We start from the raw sequence: 23,072 nt of genomic DNA on the forward strand, positions 1-23,072 counted from the left end.
AATGAAAAATATAAGTAAAAGCTTCCCAGGTGTTAAAGCTTTAGATAATGTATCTTTAAATATTAGACCAGGAACTGTTCATGCGTTAATGGGTGAAAATGGTGCTGGTAAGTCTACACTTATGAAGTGTTTGTTCGGTATCTATGCAAAAGATAGCGGAGAAGTAATCTTCAATGGTGAAAAAGTAGATATTAAAAATACACATGATGCTTTAGGACGTGGTATTGCGATGGTGCAACAAGAACAACAACCAATCCTTGATCGTAGTATTGCAGAAAATATTTTCTGTGGTCGTTATCCTTTAAAAAGTATTGGTCCAATTAAAATCGTTGATCATGCAAAAATGTACTCTGATACAGAAGCACTATTAAAAGAAGTAAATATGAACTTTAATCCTAAAATGAAACTTTCAGAATTATCAGTTTCTAATATGCAATCAGTAGAAATTGCTAAGGCTGTATCTGTTAATGCTAAAGTTGTAATTATGGATGAGCCTACATCTTCTTTGACTGAAAATGAAGTAGCTGGATTATTCGATATCATTAATAAATTAAGAGCTAATGGTGTATCGATTATTTATATTTCTCATAAAATGGAAGAAATTTTAAAAATTTCTGATGAAGTTACAATCATGCGTGATGGTACTTATGTTGGAACTTGGCCTTCAAATGAATTAACTACTGACTTAATCATTAAACGAATGGTTGGACGTGAATTAACAAATCGTTTCCCACCTAGAGATAATATTCCTTCAGATGTGGTACTTGAAGTAAGAGATTTCACTTCAATTAATCCAAAATCATTTAAGGATGTTAACTTTGATGTTAAGAAAGGTGAAATTCTAGGTATTGGTGGATTAGTTGGTGCGCAACGTACTGAACTTATGGAAGCTATATTTGGAGTTCGTCATGTTATAAGCGGAAGTTTAAAATATAAAGGTGAACCTTTAAAAATTAAACGTCCTCGCGATGCAATAAAGAAAGGTATCGCACTGCTTACTGAAGATAGACGTGCATCTGGTATCTTTGGCGTATTATCTATTTCTGATAACGTTGGTGTTGCTTCTTTAGATAAATACATAGACATGGGATTTGTACTTAACAATCATAAATTAGATGATTTAGTTAATGATAATATTCGTAAAATGAGCATAAAAACTCCTTCTACGAAAACACAAATAAAATCATTATCTGGTGGTAACCAACAAAAAGTTATCATTGGTCGTTGGCTAGCAAATAATCCTGATATCTTAATTCTAGATGAACCAACTCGTGGTATTGACGTTGGTGCTAAATATGAAATTTACACAATTATCGCTGATTTAGCTAAGCAAGGTAAATCAATTATTATGATTTCATCTGAAATGCCAGAGTTATTAGGTATGAGTGATAGAGTAATGGTAATGTGCGAAGGTAGAGTTACAGGAATTCTAGATAGCAGTGAAGCTACGCAAGAAAAAGTTATGAATCTTGCTACAAAATACATGTAAGGGAGTAGAGGCAAATATATGGACGCAAAAAAAATTAAAGATTTCTTAAGCAATAATGCGATCGTTATCTTGTTATTATTATTGGTGCTATTTGTTGGATTCACTCAACAAGGATTCTTCACATTAACTAACTTTAATAACATAACATCGAATGTTGCACCTCGTTTTATCATTGCACTTGGAGTAAGTGGATGTTTAATTACTAAAGGTACTGACTTATCAGCTGGTCGTTTAGTTGGGTTAGGGGGAGTTCTTGCTTGTACATTATTACAACGTGCAGATTATTCAGATAGATTCTTCCAAAATCTTCCACAATTTCCACTATTTGCAGTATTCATTGTTGTTGTTATAGTAACAGCATTATTTGGATTATTAAACGGTTTGGTTGTATCATATTTAAAAGTTCCACCATTCCTAGCAACTTTAGGTATGCAAACTATAGTTTATGGTATTAACTTAGTTTATTCAGGAGCAGACCCAATCGGTGGTTTAAGAAAAGATTTCACTACCATTGCAAGTGGTGGTATCGACTTAGGTTTTTATAAACTTAAATGGCTATTAATCATTGCAATCGTTATGGGACTTATCTTCTGGTTCTTGTACAATAAAACTCGTCATGGTAAATACATGTATGCAATCGGTGGTAATGAAATTGCTGCTGAAGTATCAGGTGTTAACACAACTGCTGCATTATTACGTATTTACACATTAGCTGGTTTAATGTATGGGTTTGCAGGATTCTTATTAGCAGCTAAATCGGGTGGAGCATCAGTTAACTTAGGTTTAGGATATGAGCTCGAAGCTATCGCTGCTTGTACAATTGGTGGTGTTTCTACTACTGGTGGTATTGGTAAGGTACAAGGTATTTTACTAGGGGTATTAGTATTTGAGTTAATGAAAACATCATTACAATATCTAGGTGTAGATACATCGTATCAATATATTGCACAAGGTTTAGTAATTATCGTTGCCGTTGCATTAGATATTCGTAAATATACAGCTAAGAAATAGTAAATCTAAGATGTCACTTCAGTGGCATCTTTTTTCTATGCAACAAAAAAACTTCATTCATATAGAACGAAGTTTTAAGTAACTATCTATTTTGTAGATTTAATATTAAGTTGAGCCTTTTCATTACGTAGGCATAAATTAACTTTGATACCTACAACTGCAATAAATGCAACTAATAATACGAAGCAATAAATGATTAGATTAGGCTGAGATCCGAACATTAAGGCAACAAGAAGGAACATAATAAATTGCCATCTCATACGTTTTGCAATTCCAGCTGCATCTTCATCAAGTTGTTTATCTTTCCATTCTTTTTTGAATGGAGCCATGACATAAATGTAATAACAAATATATTTTGACAGAAAGAACATACCGACAAATAGAAATGCTATTATTCCATAAATGATAAATACGTTTACAGATCCTAATAAATTGAGTAAAAGATAGATAGCCACAACCGCAAGGGTATATAATGTAGCACTACATACGAAGTACATAAGCAAATCACTTTCACTTATATATCTAGAATTTTTTTTCTTGCACTCATTACAAACAACATATCCTACTTTGTATTCTTCAAATGCTGCCGCAACACTTTTGTTAAAATTTTGTTTACACTTTTCACATTTTAATTGTAATTTCAATTTCATCACCTAGTCTATTTTATCATGAAAATAATTATTATGATACCTAATATAGATCGATCAATGATTATTTACTTTGTGTTAAATCGAATATAAATAATTTGATTGATTAAAATGAATTTTGATTAGTATTAGAGTATCAATTGTTTGTACTTCTTTGTTTAAATATGGCTTATCTAAAATTTGTACTTCATATTCATCTAATATCTAATGTAATATCACATAATATATAGAAGTACATTGCTACTTGGATAGTAACTATATTTAAGGTATAATATGTAACTGTGAGGTAGATGATTATGTATAAAATTATTACTAAAAGACAATTAAATCCAGATGTTTATCTATTTGAAATTGAAGCAGAAGCAATTAGTAAAAAAGTACAACCGGGTCAATTCATAATTTTACGTGTAGATGATTTTGGTGAAAGAGTTCCTTTAACGATTGCTGATCATAATGAAACTAAAGGAACAGTAACGATTATAGTTCAGGCAATAGGGTCATCGACTATTAAATTAAGTAAATTAAATGAGGGTGACTGTATTACTGACATTGTTGGACCTTTAGGCAAACCAACGGAATTCGAAGGTGCTAAACGTGTTTGTGTTGTTGGTGGAGGAGTAGGAACTGCTATAGCATATCCAAGTGCTAAATATTTATTTAATCATGAAATCAAAGTGGATATGATTGCTGGTTTTAGAAATACCGAAATGATCATTCTTGAAGATGAAATGCAAGCAATAGCTACTAATTGCAAAATTATGACTGATGATGGTTCTAATGGTAATAAAGGTTTTGTAACTGATGCATTGAAACAAATGATGGAAGAAGTAGATTATGATTTAGTAATTGCAATTGGACCTATTCCAATGATGCGTGCTATTTGTGATTGTACATTAACAAAACAAATAAAAACAATTGTTAGCTTGAATCCAATTATGATTGATGGAACAGGTATGTGTGGCGGATGCAGAGTTACCGTTGACGGCAAAACAAAGTTTGCTTGTGTTGATGGTCCAGATTTTGATGGTCATTTAGTTGATTTTACTAATCTAGTAGAAAGAAATAAAATGTATAAGGAAGAAGAAGGACATAAATGTCGCTTAACTAAGGAGGCTAAATAATATGCCAAATATGCAAAACGAAAAAACCCCAATGCCTTTTCAAGACCCTGCAATACGTAGCAAAAATTTTGAGGAAGTCGCACTAGGATACACACATGAGATGGCTATTAATGAAGCTCAAAGATGTTTAAATTGTAAAAATAAACCATGTGTTGAAGGATGCCCTGTACATGTACATATACCTGATTTTATTCAAGCATTAGCAAATGATGATGTTGATGGAGCATTACATGAAATCAAATTAACTAATAATTTTCCAAGTATTTGTGGACGTGTATGTCCTCAAGAAAGTCAATGCGAAGCAAAATGTGTTCGTGGTATAAAAGGTGAAGCGGTTGCGATTGGTCGCCTAGAAAGATATGTTGCTGAACATGGTCAAACAAAAACTGAGGATATTAAATCAAATGGTATTAAGGTTGGTATAATTGGTAGTGGACCGGCAGGATTATCATGTGCCAATGATTGTGCTAAAGCAGGATTTGATGTAACAATTTTTGAAGCATTACATGCAACAGGTGGAGTATTATCTTATGGTATTCCAGAATTTAGATTACCTAAAGCGATAGTGAAGAAGGAAATTGAATCTTTAAAAAATTATAATGTTAAGATAGAAACAAATATGATTATTGGAAGAACAGTAACTTTTGATGATTTATGGCAACAAGGATATAAAGCGTTATTTATCGGTACTGGTGCAGGACTTCCTAATTTCATGAATATTCCAAATGAAAATGCTGTAGGTGTTGTTAGCGCTAATGAGTACTTGACTAGATGTAATTTAATGAAGGCATATGATGATAGATATGATACACCAATTGCTAAACCACAACATACGATTGTTGTAGGTGGTGGGAATGTGGCTATGGATGCAGCAAGATGCGCTAGACGTCTTGGTGATAAAGTGACTCTTGTCTATCGCCGAAGTTTGGAAGAAATGCCAGCACGTAAAGAAGAAATAGAACATGCAATGGAAGAGGGAATTGAATTTAAGTTACTTACAAATCCAATTGCAATTTCTAAAGATGAAACAGGTAGTGTTAATGGTATGAGTTGTGTCGCAATGCAACTAGGTGAGCCTGATGAAAAAGGAAGACGTGGTGTAACAGTAATTGAAGGTAGTGAATTTGATATTCCATGTGATTATGTAATTATGGCAATTGGAACATCTAGTAATCCATTATTAAAAGATGCTGAGAAATCATTAGAAGTTAATAAGCGTGGATGTTTTGTTGTTAATGAAGATCAAATGACGTCAGTTCAATCGGTATATGCAGGTGGAGATGCTGTAAGTGGTGCTGCAACTGTTATTTTAGCAATGGGTGCAGGTAAAAAAGCAGCAGAAAGTATATGTAAAGAATTATTGTAAAGGTATGACAAGTTCATATCTTTTTTTATCTTTAGGAAAGTTTTCTTTTATGTAGTGTAAATCATTTTCTTGTAATAAATATTTCATAAGGTCATGCTATTTTTACTTGAAAATGGTATAATCAATTATATAAATGTTAAAAAAGATGTAATAATTGTTATGATAGTCATATACATAAATTTTATGACTAAATTTTTAATAGCATAATTCATTTTTATTAAAAAACCTATTGTTTATAACTAATAATTTAGAAATTAATAGATTAAATTTTTATCAAATTCTAGGAGAATAGCAATGGATAGTAAAAATCAAAATATAATCATGGAGTTTGCAAGTTTACTCTATGGTAATGAAACAAAAGATGAGATTGTAGATCAAGCTCTAACAAAAATAACAAGCTATTTTAATTTAGATAGTGCATTTAACTATGAGATTAATCCTTATGGTTATTTTGAACTTAAAGGAAGTCATACTAGTTTAAATATTAACTTAATAAAGGTTTTACCTTCGGAGATAATTCGAACATTATTTGAAAGTCATAAAAGTAATGACTTTATCATTGTATCGAGAGATGACCATGATACCGAGATAGTGAAATTATTTGATATGTTAAATACAAATCACATAGCTTTAGCCGCACATTACCACGAAAAGCGAATTGCTGAGTTGTTAGTTTATTCAAAAAATGAAGCTTTTAATAATATGAAACAAGAGTTATCAATGGTTTCATCTATGCTAATTAAATACACAATGCCTAGAATCTACGCTAGTATCGTATCCTCTTCTCGAAAAGTATTTGAAGGTATTTTGGATAATACAGGAATCGATATTTATGTTAATGATTTTTATACACATGAAATATTATATGTTAATAGATCGATGGCAATGCCATATGGTGGAATAGAAAAATTTAAGTCAAAAAAATGTTGGGAAGTATTGTTTCCAAGTTTAAAAGGACAATGTGAATTTTGCCCACAAAAGAAATTAATTGATGATAATGGTGACCCTACAAAAGTTTATACATGGGATTATCAAAGAGAATTAGATGGTTCTTGGTTTCGTGTGTTTAGTGCTGCATTTAGATGGGTTGATGGTAGACTTGCACATGTTGTTAGTAGTGCTGATATAACAGATAATAAGAAGAATGAAGCATTAATTAAATACATGGCTAACTATGATTCTTTAACAGGACTTCCAAATAGAAGAATGTTGATTGAGTATTGCAACCGTAGAATAAATGAAAGAAAGCTTAATGAAAAAGGGTATGTATTATTTTTTGATATTGATGGGTTTAAACTAATAAATGATACTTATGGTCACGATAGTGGTGATGAATTCCTAATTTCATTAGGACAATATTTTCAATCAATTGATGAGTTACGTGGTGGTGTTTATCGTAATGGTGGTGATGAGTTTATTGGTGTTTTAGATGCTAATGAAGGTGAAGAAGAACTATGCAAACTAATGGAAAGAGTTATTGAGCGATTCAATCATCCATGGAATTTAAAATCTGATGTAAAAGTAAATTGTCAAGTCAGTATTGGAATTGCTTGTTATCCTGATGATGGAGCTACTGTTGATGATTTGCTAGCTAACGCAGATAAGGCAATGTATCAAGTTAAACGTAATGGTGGAGCTGGATATTGTTTTGCGAAAAATATAAAAAACAGATGACTAATAGAAGAGGTGATAATATGGATGATTTAATTATCATTAAAAAAAATCAAGAAAATCAAGTTAAAACGTATTCACCGACTACCACAAGCACGCAATTGTTGCATCGTGAAAATGGGTTTGAAGCAATTGAGGATACAATGATAAAAGGTACAACTGGATTTATTTCATCTGATGGTAAAGGTAATTATGAATTTTGCTACATTTTAAGTGGAAATATGGAAATTAATAATGGTGATAAAGTATTACATTTAAGTGCTGGAGACTCATATTATTATAGTGATTTAAATAGAAATGTACCCTTTAGGGTTATCGAAGATACAAGGTTATTAAGTGTATCTAATAATAAAATTTATGATGTCATTAAAAACAAGCAAAATAAATTGATTGAGATTTTAAATGATTTACAGTTAACTGATGGTGATACACTTGAGCACTGTAAACGGGTTAAAAGTTTATGTTTAGGTATTGCTTATTGTTTACATGTTGATCCTATTTATTATGATGATTTATTTTATGCTTCATATTTTCATGATGTTGGTAAAGCTAAAATACCTTCATCGATTCTTACAAAGCCGGGTAAGTTAACAGAAGAAGAATACGAAATAATGAAAATGCATAGTATATATACATATGAAATGATTAAACAATATTGTGGTGAGAAGGTAGCAGAAATCGCATACCAACATCATGAGAGATTAGATGGCAAGGGGTATCCTAGAGGTTTAAAGAATAATGAAATTGGAATATTAGCACGAATTATTTGTTGTGCTGATGCTTATGATGCTATTGTTGTAACTAGACCATATCATCAAGGTTTATCAAAGAATGATGCTTTAAAAGAATTAAGACGGTGTGTAGGGACACAATTTGATCAAAAAGTTATTGATGCTCTCGAAGAGCATCTATCTACAATTTAGAGATAAATGTAAGTAATATTATATTATTTGTTTATAGAATAGTTCTTTTGAATTATTCTTTTTATTTACAAGTTTATGAAAATAATTTTAGTCTGGGATGGCTTATAATGTAACTAAAAAAATGGTATGATATATGTCGTTAGGAGAATACCAATGAAACAAATAAAATTATGTGAATTAATCCCTAATATGGAACTGAATTCTAAATCAAAGTCAGTTTTTAATGATGCCTTAGTTTTAGATGTTAAGTATTATAAAAATACAGAACACTTAAATATAACAATTCAATTAGATCAAATCTTACCTTTTGATTTATATAAAGCATTAAAACAGTATTTTTGTGCATCATTATGCAAAGTGTGTTCAATCCATGTTAATGTAACAAAATATGAACAAAATATCCAAGAGTTGCAAAAGTATGTATGGGATTTTTCTACATTGAAATCTTCATATGCAATATTTAAAGAAGGGATGCCTTCATATACAGATGATGGTATTCAAATTCTTTTTGCTACTGCACAAGATATTGAAAAAGCTAAAAATGCTGAAGTAAACTTAGTTAATTTTTTAAATACTGTTGGATTTAAGGAAGAATTAATTACACTTACATCGAAAGAACTAGATGCAAAAGTTGTGGATGTTGTTGTACCTGTTAGTACAGCATCTTCATCTTTTTCTCCAAATAACAATAAACCAGAAACAACAAAATACTCTACAAAACGAGTAAAGAAAGAAAACTATATAATAATTGAATTAAAGGATGCTGTTAATGAGTGTGACAATATTCAATTTGATGCGACTGTATTTAAAATAGTTTATCAAACTACACGTACTGGAAATACGATTCAAACGATGTATCTAAGTGATAAAACTGATGCGATTGTAATTAAGCGATTTGAAAATAATCGTATGCCTTTAGAAAAAATGAAAGAAATAAACGAATGGGATACAGTTCGTGTATTTGGATCAATTATTTATGATTCTTATGAGAAAGAGTTAGTTTGCAAAGCTAATGATATTGAAAAGATAGAAAAACCTTCTCGTACTGATACAGCACCAGAGAAGCGTGTTGAATTGCATACCCATACAATAATGTCTGAAATGGATGGAGTATGTGAAATTGCTGAGTATGTGAATCAAGCGTACAAATGGGGTCATCCTGCTATTGCCATAACTGATCATATGGCTGTACAAGCTTTCCCTAAAGCACAAGCAGCGGTATCAAAAATTCTTAAGAAAAATCCTGATGCTAAGTTCAAGATGATTTATGGTGTTGAAATGAACTTGGTTGAACCGGAGTTAAAGATTGTTAAAAATAAACAAAATTTAGATTTACTACAAGCTGAGTATGTTGCTTTTGACTTAGAAACAACGGGATTGTCCTCGTTTTTTGATCATGTAATTGAATTTGGTGGAGTTCTAATAAAAAATCAAACTGTTGTTGAACATAAGCAGTTATTTATAAAGCCACCTGTTGCTATTCCACATTTTATTCAGGAAAAAACAAGTATTACTGATGAAATGGTTAAAGATGCGAAAACTTTCGAAGAATCTATTGACGAAATATTAGAATGGATAAAAGGAAAAGTATTAGTTGCTCATAATGCTTCATTTGATATTGGATTTATGAATGAGGAATTAAAACGAATTGGTAGAGAACCATTAGATAATCCAATTATTGATACGTTGGATTTTGCACGCGCCATTTTAAGTGAGAGAAGAACTTATCGTTTGGGTAATATTGCTAGAGCTTATCGTATTGCATATGATGAAGAAGTAGCACATCGTGCTGATTATGATGCTAATGTACTGGCGGATGTATTTTTAGCTATGATTCATCAAGCAAAAGAAATGGGTGCTATTACAGTATCTGATTTACAATCATTACAAAATCCTCAATCATTTGCCAAGGTTAGAAATAGCCATGTTGTCATATTAGCTAAAAATCAAGCTGGGATAAAATCTATTTATCAACTAGTTACGATTTCAAATACTGAGACTCTTGCTGTTTTTGGTAATGCTAATAGTAAAGCAAATGGTAGTGAGTTTTTAGCAGAACCGCGGATTTTTAAATCTAAATTAAACGAAAAAAGGGAAAATATACTAATAGGATCAGCTTGTTTAAATAGTGAAGTTTTTGAATGTGCTGCTAACAAGAGTCAAATTGAATTAGAAAATGCTATTTCTTTTTATGACTACATTGAAATTCAGCCATTGGCTAATTATTCACATTTACTTGCTATGCATTCTGTACCTAATATTGATCGTTTAAAAGCCATATTAAGAAGAATTATTGATACTGCATCAAAATTAAATAAGCCTGTTGTAGTAACTGGAGATGTTCATTATTGTGAACCTGATGAAAAAATATATCGTGATATTTATATTCAAACACAGGGAATTGGTGGAGTTAGACATCCTTTATTCATTTATAATGAACGTGTGCGTCGAAATACAATCAATCCTGAACAACACTTTAGAACAACAAATGAAATGATTGATGCATTCGAGTGGTTGAATGATCAAAAATTAGTGAATGAAATTGTTGTTAAAAATAGTAACATAATTGCTGATATGATAGAACCTACAAAACCTGTACCGAGTGGTTTGTATACACCTACAATAGAAGGTAGTGATGATAAGTTACGTGAGATTTGTTTTGAAACAGCTCATAAGGTTTATGGAGATGTATTACCTGAGATAGTTGAAAAACGATTAGAACGAGAATTAAATAGTATTATTGGCAATGGGTACGGTGTTATTTATTATATTTCTCATTTATTAGTAAAACGTAGTAACGAGGATGGATATTTAGTTGGGTCACGAGGGTCTGTAGGATCATCTTTTGTTGCGACAATGAGTGGAATTACTGAAGTAAATCCGCTTGCACCACATTATGTTTGTCCAAAATGTCAGTATTCTGATTTTATTGAAGATGATACTGTTTCTTCAGGATTTGATTTGCCTGATAAACCATGCCCACATTGTGGTGAAATTATGAAGGGTAATGGCCAAAATATTCCATTTGAAACCTTCTTGGGATTCGAAGGAGATAAAGTTCCAGATATAGATTTAAACTTTTCAGGCGAATATCAAGATAAAGCACATTTATTCACTAAAGAAGTATTCGGTGAAGACCATGTATTCCGTGCAGGTACAATTGGGACGGTAGCTGATAAAACAGCGTTTGGTTATGTAACGGGATATAGTGAAGAAATGGGCATTGAGAATATGCGCCGTGTTCAAAAGGAAAGACTTGCGATTGGATGTACGGGAGTAAAACGAACTACTGGGCAACATCCAGGTGGCATTATTGTTATTCCTCACGATATGGAAGTAACGGATTTTACGCCAGTTCAATTCCCAGCAAATGATCCTAATTCCACATGGAAAACAACACACTTCGATTTTCATGATATCCATGATAATGTATTAAAGTTTGATATTCTAGGACATGTAGATCCTACAGCTATGAGACTATTACAAAATATATCTGGCATTGATCCAAAGACAATACCAATGAATGATCCAGAGACAATGAGTCTATTCTCAAGTGCAGATGCTTTAAAAGCGGATATTAGAGAATTTGGTGAAAAGACTGGTGCGATGGGATTGCCTGAATTTGGTACTAGCTTTGTTAGAGGTATGTTAGAAGCAACTAAACCAAAGAATTTTAGTGATTTGATTATTATTTCAGGATTATCACACGGAACTGATGTTTGGTTGAATAATGCTGCTGATTTAGTTGAATCAGGAATTACTTTACAAGAAGTTATAGGATGTCGTGATGATATTATGACATATTTATTGCATAAAAAACTTGAACCAAAGACAGCTTTTACAATTATGGAAAGTGTTCGTAAAGGTAAAGGATTAACTGATGAATGGGTCAAAACAATGCAAGAGCATGATGTCCCTGAATGGTATATTGAAAGTTGTAAAAAAATTAAGTATATGTTCCCTAAAGCACATGCGGTGGCTTATGTTATTATGGCTGTACGAATTGCTTGGTTCAAAGTACATTATCCACATTGGTATTACATTTCGTATTTCACTTTACGATGCGATGCTTACGAAATTGAAACTATGACTAAGGGAATTGCTGCAATAAAGTCACGTTTAGAAGAAATTAGAAATAAACGAAATAATATGGAAACAGCTAAATTAGTTACCAAGAAAGAAAATGATACTTATAATACATTAGAAGTTTGCTTGGAACTATTTGCTCGTGGATATAAAATTGGAAAAATTGATTTGTATAAATCACTTGCTACAGAGTTTACAGTTGAAAAGGATGATATGAAAGTAATTATTCCACCATTTACTACAATTGATGGTTTAGGTGATAACGTTGCTAAATCAATTGTTGTAGCTCGTGCGAAAGGTGAATTTATTTCTAAAGAGGATTTAATATCAAGAACCCAACTATCGACTACACTTGTTCGTAAGTTAGAAGTACTTGGCGCATTAGATGGATTACAAGAAAAGAATCAAATGTCTTTATTCTAAATATGTGATATCGTGTAAATAAGCTTAAATTTCTTGCAATTTGGCTTAAAAATGGTATCATTAAGTCGTAAAGAAACTAGAGGAGTGGTTAATAACCACTCCTTCATTATTGTTTAAAGGAGAAAATATGGATCAAATTGATAAAATTAAAGAACTGATTTTACCAGAACTTAGTGCTCAAAATGTTCGTCTTTATGATGTAAAATGGCAATCTGAAAAGAAGATGCGAATTTTACAAATAGCGATTATGAAGAGTGATGGTTCAATGGATATTGACACTTGTGCAACAGTGTCAGAAAAACTGTCTCTAATTTTAGATGAAGCTTTTCCAACAATGGATGAGTATTTCCTAGAAGTGTGTTCACCGGGTGCTGAACGAGAGATAAGAGATTTGAATGAACTCCCTGAGTTAGTTACTCATCATATCTATGTTCGTTTAAAACATCCAGTTAAAAAAATGCTTGAATTTACAGGTGATTTATTAAAAGTTGAAAATGATGATATTACAATGAATTATCGTGATAAAGCATTAACAAGAGAAGTAACATTTAAACAAGATGAAATAGAATTCTGCCGCCTAGCGGTTAAACTATAAAATTCAAAGAAGGAGAAAGAATGAAATGAATTTTAAAGATTTATTAAAAGCGATGCAATTAATTGAAGATGATCGCAAAATCTCAAAGGAAGTTGTTAAAGAAGCATTAATGGAAGCTTTAGCAAAAGCCTACCGTAAACATGTAGATATTCCTGATGTCTTAGTTCGTGTTAATATCGAAGACAAGAGTGGAAAAATTACAGTTTACCAACAGTATTTAGTTGTTAGTGATGTTGAAGATGAAGAATTAGAAATTTCTTTAACTGATGCAAAAGAAATTAATCCTGAAATTGAATTAGGTGGTTTAATTGAAAAAGAAGTTTCAATTAATGATCTAGGACGTGCAGCAGCATTGTTAGCTAAAAACGTTATGAAACAAAAAATTAGAGAAGCTGAGAAACAAGCAGTGTATGATGAATACATTGATTTACTAGATGAAATGGTTTTAGGTGTAATTGAATCAGTTGAAGAAAAGTTTATCTTAGTTAATTTAGGAAAGACTATTGCTTTAATGCCTAAAGGCGCACAAATTCCTGGTGAACGTTATCAAGAAGGTCAAAAGATTCGTGTTGTAATTACAGAATGTAATAGAGATACAAAAGGATCTCAAGTTCTTGTATCACGTGCTGATGCTAAGTTAGTAAAACGTTTATTTGAAAAAGAAGTGCCAGAAATTTATCAAGGTGTTGTTGAAATTCGTGGTATTGCTAGAGAAGCAGGCGAAAGAACTAAGATGGCAGTTTATTCAAAGAATCCTGATGTTGATCCTCGTGGTGCATGCATTGGTCCTCGTGGTCAACGTGTCCAAGAAATTAGTGATGAACTAAATGGTGAAAAAATTGATATCTTTGAATGGAGTGAAAACACTACTGAGTTAGTAAAGAATGCATTAGCTCCAGCAGAAGTTATTGCAGTTGTACCAACTGAAGAAAAACGTTCATTATTAGTAATCGTTGATAATAGTCAATTATCATTAGCTATTGGTAAAAAAGGTAAGAACGCAAGACTTGCAGTTAAACTTACTAATATGAAGATTGATATCAAAACAAAAGAAGAACTTATTGAACAAGGAATTGATTTTGAAAAATTAATGTTTAATTACGAAGTTGAACAAGAAAAAATTAAGCGTGAATTAGCTTCTAAAACAATTGCTAATATGGAAGAAGAATATGATGATGCTATCGAAGAAGTGGTAGTTGAAGAAATAGTTGAAACTCCAATTGAAGTAGTTGAAGAAGTAATCAGTGCAGATGATAATGTTGTTACTGAAACAATCGTTGAAGAAACTGATGTAATTGAAGAAGTGAAAATAGTTGAACCAATTAAAGAAGTTGAAAAACCAATTAAGAGAGTTAAGAAAGATCCAAAACCTCGTACTGATTATGTTTCAGTATTTGAAAAACTTGCAGATACATCAACTAGTAAACCAAAGACTGAGAAAGTTGAATTCAAGAAACGTAAGAAAAAAGAAGAAGATGAACGTAAACTTCGTTCAATCGATATTAAGAAAGACAAAGACTACGATATCAAACCAGTATATTCTGAAGAAGAGTTAGAAGAAATTAGACTTCGTGAAGAACAAGAAGCTAGTGAAGCTTACAGCAGTGATATCGACTATGATGAATTCGAAGAATATTACGAAGAAGATTAGTTTTGAAAAGGTGAATTATGAAAAAAATTCCAATGAGAAAATGTGTTGCTACACAAGAACAATGTCCCAAAAAAGAATTGTTACGAATTGTACGCACACCAGATGGATCAATTGAAGTTGATACAACTGGTAAAATGAATGGAAGAGGAGCATATCTTAAAAAAGATGTTGCGGCACTAGAGATTGCTAAGAAAAAAGGATCTCTTGCCAAGGCATTGGAGTGCACTATTTCAGATGAAGTGTATGATAAAATAAGTGAGGTTATACGTGGATAAAGATAAAATCGCAGGTTACTTAGGTATTGCTACTCGTGCAAGAAAAATAGTAATTGGCGATTCCGCGATAAAAGCAATTCAAAAAAGAGATGCTAAATTGGTCTTGTTAGCTGATGATTGTTCATCAAACACACAAAAAAAAGTGCTTGATAAGTGCAATTCTTATCGAGTAGAGGTAGTTAGTGGTATGCGTAGCGTAGATCTAGCATATGCAATCGGGCGTGCAGAGGTTTCCTTTGTAGCTGTTTGTGATGAAGGATTTGCGAAAGCTATACAAAATTGTTTGAAATGAGTGAGGTGGAATTATGGCAAAACAAGTAAACAGAAGTAATAAAAGAAGAAACACAAATAACAACAAACAACAAAAAACATTTATTCCAAAGAATGATGTGGTTATTTCAGAAATTTCATATACTGAAGGAATTACTGTTGGTGAATTAGCACAAAAAGTAAATAAATCAGCAAGTGAATTAATTAAATTGTTGTTTATGCTATCTAAAATGGTAACAATCAATTCTTCTCTAGATGATGAAACTGTGCAATTAATTTGTATGGAATTTGGAATCGAATGTAAAAAAGAGGAAATTGTTGATGAAGATAGTCTAGAAGACAATGAAGTTGATGATCCTACTCTTCTTGAAGAGAGACCTCCAATAGTTACTATTATGGGTCACGTTGACCATGGTAAAACTACGTTATTGGACTCAATCCGTAAAACACGAGTTGTTGAAGGTGAGTTTGGTGGTATTACACAACATATTGGTGCTTACCAAGTTATGGTACATGGTAAAAAAGTAACATTCCTAGATACTCCAGGTCATGAAGCATTTACTGCTATGCGTGCTCGTGGAGCTAAAGTTACTGATGCTTGTATTATTGTTGTTGCAGCTGATGATGGGGTTATGCCTCAAACTAAAGAGGCTGTTGACCATGCTAAAGCAGCAGATGTACCTATTATTGTTGCTGTAAACAAAATGGATAAACCAGATGCTAATCCTGATCGAGTTATGAATGAAATGTCAGAACTTGGACTTATGCCTGAAGAATGGGGTGGAGAAACTATCTTCGTTCAATGTAGTGCAAAAGCAGGAGAAGGTATTAAAGAAATATTAGAAACAATTCTTGTTGTTTCTGAAGTTCGTGATCTTAAAGCAAATCCTAAACGTTTAGCTACAGGGACAGTAATTGAAGCTAAACTTGATAAAGGCAGAGGACCAGTAACGACTTTACTTGTACAAAATGGTACTTTAAAAGCAGGTGATCCAATTGTTGTTGGTGCGTGTTTTGGGCGTGTTCGTAAGATGACTGATGATAGAGGTCGTGAAATAAAAGAAGCAGGGCCTTCTACGCCAGTTGAAATTATAGGATTAAATGATGTTCCAGTTGCTGGAGATATGTTCAAAGCATTTGCTACTGAAAAAGGTGCTCGTGCTGTTGCAGATAGACGTTCTCAAGCTAAGATCGAGCAAGAACGTAAATCAACTAGTGCAATGTCATTAGATGACTTGGCTGCTCAAATTGAAGCTGGTGATGTTAAAGAAATTCCAGTTATTGTAAAATCAGATGTTCAAGGTACAGCTGAAGCTGTTAAAGCTTCACTTGAAAAAATTGAAGTATCTGGTATTAGAGTAAATGTTATTCGTTCTCAAGCTGGTGCTATTTCAGAATCTGATGTAATGCTTGCTAGTGCATCTAAAGCAGTTATCTATGGATTCAATGTTAGACCTGATTCAAATGTAAGAAAGAAAGCTGAAGAAGAAGGAATTCAAATTCGTCTTCATACAATTATATATAAAGCAATTGAGGAAATGGAACTTGCAATGAAGGGTATGCTTGCCCCAGTATTTGAAGAAGTAGTTATTGGTCAAGCAGTTGTAAGACAAACTTATAAAGTTACTAAAGTAGGAACTATTGCTGGATGTATGGTTACTGATGGTAAGATAGTACGTGATTGTGGTGTACGTTTAATTCGTGATGGTATTGTTGTTTATACAGGAGTTCTTGGTTCATTGAAACGTTTCCAAAATGATGCTAAAGAAGTATCTACTGGTTATGAATGTGGAATTACAATTGAAAACTTTAATGATATTAAAGAAGGCGATATTGTAGAAACATATCAAGATCAAGAAGTTAAACAAGCTTAATGAGTATAAAACATGATCGCTTAAATCAGATAATCTACAAAGAAGTATCTGAGATTATTCAATTCAATTTAAAGGATCCAAATATTGGATTCGTTACTATCACAGAAGTACAAGTAACTAACGATTATTCATATGCTACGATTTATGTATCATTTCTAGGTAAACAAGAAAGAAATGAAGCAGGCATTAAAGCTTTAAATCATAGTAAAGGTTATATTCGTTCAGAACTTGCAAAAAAACTTACTATTAGAAAAGTTCCAGAATTGCTATTTAAACTTGATGAAACGCTAAACAAGAGTCGCAAGATTGATGCAATTCTTCAAGAAATCAAAAATGATGATAAGAGCTCAAAATAGAGCTCTTTTTCTTCAATATTTTATTTTTTTAAAATATTAATTCATAATTTATTCTATGTTTAAATAATGAAGATTACTATAATCAAAACATCGATAAAAAGGGGTAAGAAAAATGATACATTTACTTTTAGCAATAATCTACATTGCATTTATTAGCCTAGGATTACCAGACTCACTACTTGGATCTGCTTGGCCAACAATGTATACTGATTTCAGTGTTCCTTTGTTTTATGCAGGGATTATATCTATGATTATTGCATTTGGGACAATTGTATCAAGTCTTCAAAGTGATAGATTAACCAAAAAATTTGGTACTGGAAAGGTAACGGCATTTAGTGTTGCAATGACTGCAATTGCTTTATTTGGATTTTCATCATCACATTCATTTATTACGTTATGTCTATGGGCAATACCTTATGGACTAGGAGCAGGAAGTGTAGATGCTTCATTAAATAATTATGTTGCTTTAAATTACTCTAGCAAGCATATGAGCTGGTTACATTGTATGTGGGGAGTAGGCGCAACACTTGGTCCTTATATCATGGGGTATGCTTTAAGTGGAAACTATGGATGGAATATGGGATATGCTATTATTGGAGTAATTCAAGTAATATTAACATTCTTTTTATTTTTAAGTTTGCCTTTATGGAAAAAACAGAACTCAAGTAATACTATACAAGACAAAAATAAATCTCCGTTAACACTTAAACAGATAATTCAAATTCCTGGTGCTAAAGCTGTTATGATATGCTTTTTTTGTTATTGTGCATTAGAACAAACAGCTGGTTTATGGGCAAGCAGTTATTTAATGATAACAAAAGGCATTTCAGCTGATGTCGCTGCGAGTTTTGCGAGTTTGTTTTTTATTGGAATTACAGTTGGACGTGCCGTAAGTGGTTTTATTACAATGAAATTAAATGATGTACAAATGGTTCGAATGGGGCAATTAATTATTTTAATTGGAATCATAGTAATGGTATTACCTCTACCAGGAATGTTCTCATTAATTGGTTTAGTTATGATAGGTTTAGGATGTGCACCTGTGTATCCGTGTCTTATTCATGCCACACCTGAACATTTTGGTGAAGATAAATCACAAGCAATAATTGGTGTTCAAATGGCGAGTGCATATGTTGGTACCTGTGTTATGCCTCCACTTTTTGGTTTGCTTACGAATATTATATCTGTTTCAATTTTTCCTCTATATCTATTATCAATACTCATTGTTATGTTCATTATGCATAAGACTTTAAGTCAACAAATAGTTAAATAAAAAAAACTACTATTATTTCAAATAGTAGAGAATAGTTAAACCAATTATCAAAATCATGGCACTACAAATCATTCCGATAATACCAAACTTTTTTTGATTGTTTGGATTTTTTACCTTAATAGATCCAATATAAACTTGCCAATATAGGATTAATCCAACACAACCAACCATTTCTACTATATATTCCATTTTAGGTACCTCTATTCTATATTTAATTAAAGTATAACAAATAATAATTAAATTTAATACATTGAAACTTCATAGTAATTTATGAAGTTTTTTTAGGAGTTTATAGAAGTAAAACGTATAAATTAGTAAGGAAGGTGAGAAGATGAGAAAGATATATGTAGATCCAGAAAGATTAGAGATGAGTTCAAGGAAAATTGATTCTGAATCACAAGATTATGAAAAATGTTTTATGAAGCTATTTGATGAAGTTGAGAAGATGAAGAATGCTTGGCAGGGTAAAGATAACGTTGCATTTACTAATCAAATTAGAACATTCGAAAATGATTTTAGACAGATCCATGTAATTTGCCAACAGTATTCAGAGTTTTTGCGATCCTCAGCAAGAGCGTACCGTGAAACACAAAATGAATTAATGAATCAAGTCAATAGACTATAGGAGGGAATAATGGAAGATATTAAAATTTCATTACAAGAAGTAACAACATGTGCAAATGAGTTAAGAAATTGTGGTAATCAAATATATGAGCATTTGCAAATCATAAAAAAAGAAATAAATGATTTAAATGCATCTTGGATTAGTGAATCAGGAGAAACACTAAGAGGTAGATTTAATGCATTCGCAAGTCGATTTGAGAAACAAAAAGAAATTATTAATTCATATGGTTCATTCTTAGATTTTACAGTTTCAAGCTATGATTCTTTAGAAACAACAATTAATTCTAATGCATCAAATTTCTAAAAATATTATCAAAATGCTTGTTTGTGCAATCCTGTTATCAATAACAGGATGCACAAAACAAAAAGAAACTATATTATTAAAAGACTGGCTTGAATTAATAGTGACTGAAATGAATTTACCACAAGCTACAAGTTCAAAACCTATATACTTAAACATTGATTCAAATAATCCATATTTTGAAATTGTTCAAAGTGCAAGTGAATGGGGAGTTATTGAAAAGAATGTATCAATTGATTTAGATTCTAAACTTACTAAAGAATGGGCTGCATATACGTTAGTTAATTTAATGAGTACTGAAGATAGTATAACGAAAATTAAAGACAGTAATAAGAGTATTTTCCCTGATCATATTGCTAAATCGGTAAGCCTTGGAATATTTTCTTTGGATAAACGTACTTGTTTTAGCCCACAAACAGTTTTAAGCAAAGAAGAAGCAATTTTAAAATTAGACTTAGTCAAAAACTACATAAATAATTACGAAGTTAAAGAGCCTATTTATGAAGCTAGTTTTGATGATGAATTAATTGATGTAGATGTTCCAATAGAATTTAATAAAGATACTAAAACTGCAATATTTAAAGACAGTCAAAGTATTGATGTAGATGATGTTATTCATTGGAAAGATGATGAAGATAAATACTATAAAGTTAAAGAAATTAATGATAATGAATTAGGCAAGGAAGTTAAATTAGAAGAAGCTGACTATAATGATGTATATAATTCCTTTGAGATAAATGATTCATTTGAAGTTGATTTTAGCGAAGCAGAAATAGAAGTATATAATAATATTGAATTAAATGATAATTCGCTAAAAACTGTTAATGTAGTATCAAGAGAATTAAAAATTGGAGATTTTGAAGGAGTTGTTAATGCAGACAGTAATGGAATTTCTTTAAAACTTAATAAAGGAGATTTAAAAACAGAGGCAAAAATATATAAAGTTAAGCCTACTGTTAGATGGAAAACAACGGATGGTAATATTAATGATGCCTATTTCAAAGTGTCATTTAATTCAACTGAATTAATTAAGGTGGAGCCTAAAAAACAGTCAAATTATTATCTCGATTTTAAGAATTTAAAGGGCAATGATTTTATAAAATCATTGCTTAATTCATTTAAATCAAGCGAAAATATGGATGGTACAACAATTCCTATTTGTCAAATTAAAGTTCCATTTCCTAACATGCCACTTTTAACTTTAACAATGCAACTTAAATTACATATTTATACTAGTGGTAAAGTGGAATTAGTTTTAGTTAATAACCATGATGTAGGAATCGAAATTAAAAATAACAAACTAAGAACATTTAGTAATAGCGAGCGAGATGCAGATTTTATTATGAAAGCGTCTACTGCGACAACTGTTGGACTAACTACAGGAGTTTCTACAGGGAATTTAGCCTTAATGGATATCTTTGTTAAGGGAGGTATTAGAGGTTATATTGATACTGTTGTACATCTATATGATAGTTTAGGAAATAAAGAAGAAAAACATATCCCAGTAGAATTAGATAAAGCAGACGAAGCATCTATTAATAATGATGATGTAAAGGTATGTGGGAATATTAATTTACACTGGGTACTTGATGTAGGAGTTAATAGCGGTAAAACAGTTGCCGCCAAAATTGGATTAACAAAAACATGGAACGTGTTGAATGAGACTAATGGAAAATTAATACTGAATAAAAAAACCCATATTGAGAATTGGCAATTCATGGAAAAGTGTACGCGTAATTCCAGAAAGACTTCACAGACAGATCAAATATTAGTCTCAGATAAAATAACATTAGAGAAAATTAATTTAATAGTTGATTTAAGTGAAAATAAGAAAATCCGAATAATTTCGTTACCTAAAAATATTAAGTTGAGTGACTTAGTATTTACGACAAGTGATTCATCAGTATGCGAAGTAAATAAGGATGGTTTAGTTACACCAGTAAAAAGGGGTAGTGCAATAATTACGATTAAAACCAAAGATAATAAATATAATGTAAATTGTAATGTACTTGTTACTAATAAGAAAAAATGATTTGTTTAATTCGAGATACTGAATTAGAAAAAATTCTTTATTTAACTAATGGATTTCATCAAATAAATTTTTATAATAGAATTCTTCAAATTGATGTTAACTATCCGCGAAGGTTTAGGATCAACGAAATATTTGTGCAGTTGTTTAATGAAGAAATAGGATATAGTTGTTATAAAAAATATAAACTACCTAATGAAATAACTATTGGTTCTGGTAAGTATTCTACAATTCAAATAGTTGATAATAATATTGAAGAGGAACATATTGTATTAGTGAATAATAAACTAATGCAAAACAAGTTAAATCCAATGTTCGTAAATGGTAAATATTCAAATGAATATAATTACTACGATATTTTAACATTATGTAATTGTCGTATTGTTATTACAAATGACTTTATTATGATAAATCAATGTAAAAACATTCATGTTAATCTACTTGAATACAAACACTCACAAATTAAGATAGATCCAGTGTGCATAAAGAAAACAATTACTAAGAAAAAACGAACTATGCTTCAAAAACCTACTTTAGTTATTAAGCTAAGAAGTTTTGAAAGTATACACACAACAGAAAAACAACCTATTTTCTTTATTTTATTTCCTGTTTTAATGATGTCATTTGCATCACTTTGCATAGGATTAATTATGGCATATCAAGGATATATGCAGGGAAGAGAATTAATAGAAGTATTACCATCATTGCTTTTGCCTGTTGTTATGATTCTTGGTGGAGTATTAGTTCAACCACTTCAAAGACGATATGAAAATAAGAAAATATTGAAAAAGAATGAGGAGTATCATCAAAATATTAATAATTATTTTGAAAACTTGCAACTACAAGTTAACGATTATGAAATGAAATTACTAGATTATGAGAAACAATCTTTTCTAACATCTAATGAAATAGTTCAAGATGCCCTGAATGATTGTAATTATTTTCAAAATAAAACAAAATCAGCTGATTCTTTTCTGATGATACCCTTAGGGTTTGGTGATAGTAATTGCGACATAATATTTGAAAACATTCCTCATGAGCAGGATAAGCTATATTTCAGTAGTTATGAAATATTCATAAAGAAAAA

At 31.2% G+C, this 23,072-nt stretch carries 20 protein-coding genes; 18 read left to right on the forward strand and 2 right to left on the reverse strand.

Features of this window, described 5'->3' with window-relative positions; all coding sequences use genetic code 11:
• Position 1: 1 nt before the first annotated feature.
• Both RR430_RS05865 and mglC read left to right on the forward strand, forming a co-directional pair.
• Positions 2–1,489, forward strand: a complete 1,488-nt coding sequence (locus RR430_RS05865) for a sugar ABC transporter ATP-binding protein (RefSeq protein WP_332508777.1) — start codon at positions 2–4, stop codon at positions 1,487–1,489.
• 18 nt (positions 1,490–1,507) lie between these two features.
• Complete coding sequence (mglC, locus tag RR430_RS05870; RefSeq protein WP_332486142.1) at positions 1,508–2,500, forward strand: galactose/methyl galactoside ABC transporter permease MglC; 993 nt, start codon at positions 1,508–1,510, stop codon at positions 2,498–2,500.
• An 86-nt stretch (positions 2,501–2,586) separates the two neighbouring features.
• On the opposite strand, the gene RR430_RS05875 is transcribed toward mglC, so the two are convergent.
• Positions 2,587–3,144, reverse strand: a complete 558-nt coding sequence (locus RR430_RS05875; protein WP_332486143.1) for a hypothetical protein — start codon at positions 3,142–3,144, stop codon at positions 2,587–2,589.
• 299 nt (positions 3,145–3,443) lie between these two features.
• Between RR430_RS05875 and RR430_RS05880 the strand changes: the two genes are divergently transcribed.
• The 12 genes from RR430_RS05880 to RR430_RS05935 all read left to right on the forward strand — a co-directional run bounded on the left by RR430_RS05880 (position 3,444) and on the right by RR430_RS05935 (position 19,031).
• The gene (locus RR430_RS05880) at positions 3,444–4,268 is read left to right on the forward strand and encodes a sulfide/dihydroorotate dehydrogenase-like FAD/NAD-binding protein (protein WP_332486144.1); all 825 of its coding nucleotides are present in this window, start codon (positions 3,444–3,446) and stop codon (positions 4,266–4,268) included.
• A 1-nt stretch (position 4,269) separates the two neighbouring features.
• Positions 4,270–5,634: an NADPH-dependent glutamate synthase gene (gene gltA / locus RR430_RS05885; RefSeq protein WP_332486145.1), complete on the forward strand. Its 1,365-nt coding sequence runs from the start codon at positions 4,270–4,272 to the stop codon at positions 5,632–5,634.
• Between the two features lie 294 nt (positions 5,635–5,928).
• Positions 5,929–7,308: a GGDEF domain-containing protein gene (locus RR430_RS05890; RefSeq protein WP_332486147.1), complete on the forward strand. Its 1,380-nt coding sequence runs from the start codon at positions 5,929–5,931 to the stop codon at positions 7,306–7,308.
• A gap of 20 nt (positions 7,309–7,328) precedes the next feature.
• Positions 7,329–8,228: an HD domain-containing phosphohydrolase gene (locus tag RR430_RS05895; RefSeq protein ID WP_332486148.1), complete on the forward strand. Its 900-nt coding sequence runs from the start codon at positions 7,329–7,331 to the stop codon at positions 8,226–8,228.
• A 153-nt stretch (positions 8,229–8,381) separates the two neighbouring features.
• Positions 8,382–12,737 (forward strand): PolC-type DNA polymerase III, encoded by a 4,356-nt coding sequence (locus RR430_RS05900; RefSeq protein ID WP_332486150.1) that lies wholly within the window; start codon positions 8,382–8,384, stop codon positions 12,735–12,737.
• Between the two features lie 127 nt (positions 12,738–12,864).
• The gene (rimP, locus tag RR430_RS05905; RefSeq protein ID WP_332486152.1) at positions 12,865–13,332 is read left to right on the forward strand and encodes a ribosome maturation factor RimP; all 468 of its coding nucleotides are present in this window, start codon (positions 12,865–12,867) and stop codon (positions 13,330–13,332) included.
• Between the two features lie 25 nt (positions 13,333–13,357).
• Positions 13,358–14,983, forward strand: coding sequence for a transcription termination factor NusA (nusA, locus tag RR430_RS05910; protein WP_332486153.1), 1,626 nt, complete (start codon positions 13,358–13,360; stop codon positions 14,981–14,983).
• Positions 14,984–15,000: 17 nt separating this feature from the next.
• Entirely contained in the window at positions 15,001–15,258 is a 258-nt protein-coding gene (gene rnpM / locus RR430_RS05915; RefSeq protein ID WP_332486154.1) for an RNase P modulator RnpM, read from the forward strand.
• On the forward strand, positions 15,251–15,550 hold the full coding sequence (locus RR430_RS05920) for a L7Ae/L30e/S12e/Gadd45 family ribosomal protein (RefSeq protein ID WP_332486155.1): 300 nt from the start codon (positions 15,251–15,253) through the stop codon (positions 15,548–15,550). Before rnpM ends, RR430_RS05920 begins: the two co-directional genes overlap by 8 nt.
• 13 nt (positions 15,551–15,563) lie before the next feature.
• Positions 15,564–17,402 carry a translation initiation factor IF-2 gene (gene infB, locus RR430_RS05925; protein ID WP_332486156.1) on the forward strand — a complete coding sequence of 613 codons (1,839 nt, stop codon included), beginning with the start codon at positions 15,564–15,566 and terminating at the stop codon, positions 17,400–17,402.
• A complete protein-coding gene (rbfA, locus tag RR430_RS05930) occupies positions 17,402–17,758 on the forward strand; it encodes a 30S ribosome-binding factor RbfA (protein WP_332486157.1) in 357 nt (118 codons plus the stop codon). The genes infB and rbfA overlap by 1 nt, the downstream gene beginning before the upstream one ends.
• A gap of 112 nt (positions 17,759–17,870) precedes the next feature.
• Positions 17,871–19,031, forward strand: a complete 1,161-nt coding sequence (locus tag RR430_RS05935) for an MFS transporter (RefSeq protein WP_332486158.1) — start codon at positions 17,871–17,873, stop codon at positions 19,029–19,031.
• Positions 19,032–19,043: 12 nt separating this feature from the next.
• Here RR430_RS05935 and RR430_RS05940 read toward each other — a convergent pair whose 3' ends face one another.
• Positions 19,044–19,220 (reverse strand): hypothetical protein, encoded by a 177-nt coding sequence (locus RR430_RS05940; protein ID WP_332486159.1) that lies wholly within the window; start codon positions 19,218–19,220, stop codon positions 19,044–19,046.
• Between the two features lie 142 nt (positions 19,221–19,362).
• Between RR430_RS05940 and RR430_RS05945 the strand changes: the two genes are divergently transcribed.
• From RR430_RS05945 to RR430_RS05960, 4 genes are all read left to right on the forward strand, one after another.
• Positions 19,363–19,656, forward strand: coding sequence for a WXG100 family type VII secretion target (locus tag RR430_RS05945; protein WP_332486160.1), 294 nt, complete (start codon positions 19,363–19,365; stop codon positions 19,654–19,656).
• A 9-nt stretch (positions 19,657–19,665) separates the two neighbouring features.
• Complete coding sequence (locus RR430_RS05950; RefSeq protein WP_332486161.1) at positions 19,666–19,959, forward strand: pore-forming ESAT-6 family protein; 294 nt, start codon at positions 19,666–19,668, stop codon at positions 19,957–19,959.
• Positions 19,943–21,988 (forward strand): Ig-like domain-containing protein, encoded by a 2,046-nt coding sequence (locus tag RR430_RS05955; RefSeq protein ID WP_332486162.1) that lies wholly within the window; start codon positions 19,943–19,945, stop codon positions 21,986–21,988. Before RR430_RS05950 ends, RR430_RS05955 begins: the two co-directional genes overlap by 17 nt.
• Positions 21,985–23,072, forward strand: a 1,088-nt coding sequence (locus RR430_RS05960; protein WP_332508778.1) for a hypothetical protein, incomplete at its 3' end; no start/stop codon positions are given. The genes RR430_RS05955 and RR430_RS05960, both read left to right, overlap by 4 nt.

The sequence above is a fragment of the Anaerorhabdus sp. genome, from assembly GCF_036641015.1.
In the GTDB taxonomy this organism is placed as follows: Bacteria; Bacillota_I; Bacilli_A; order Erysipelotrichales; family Erysipelotrichaceae; genus Anaerorhabdus.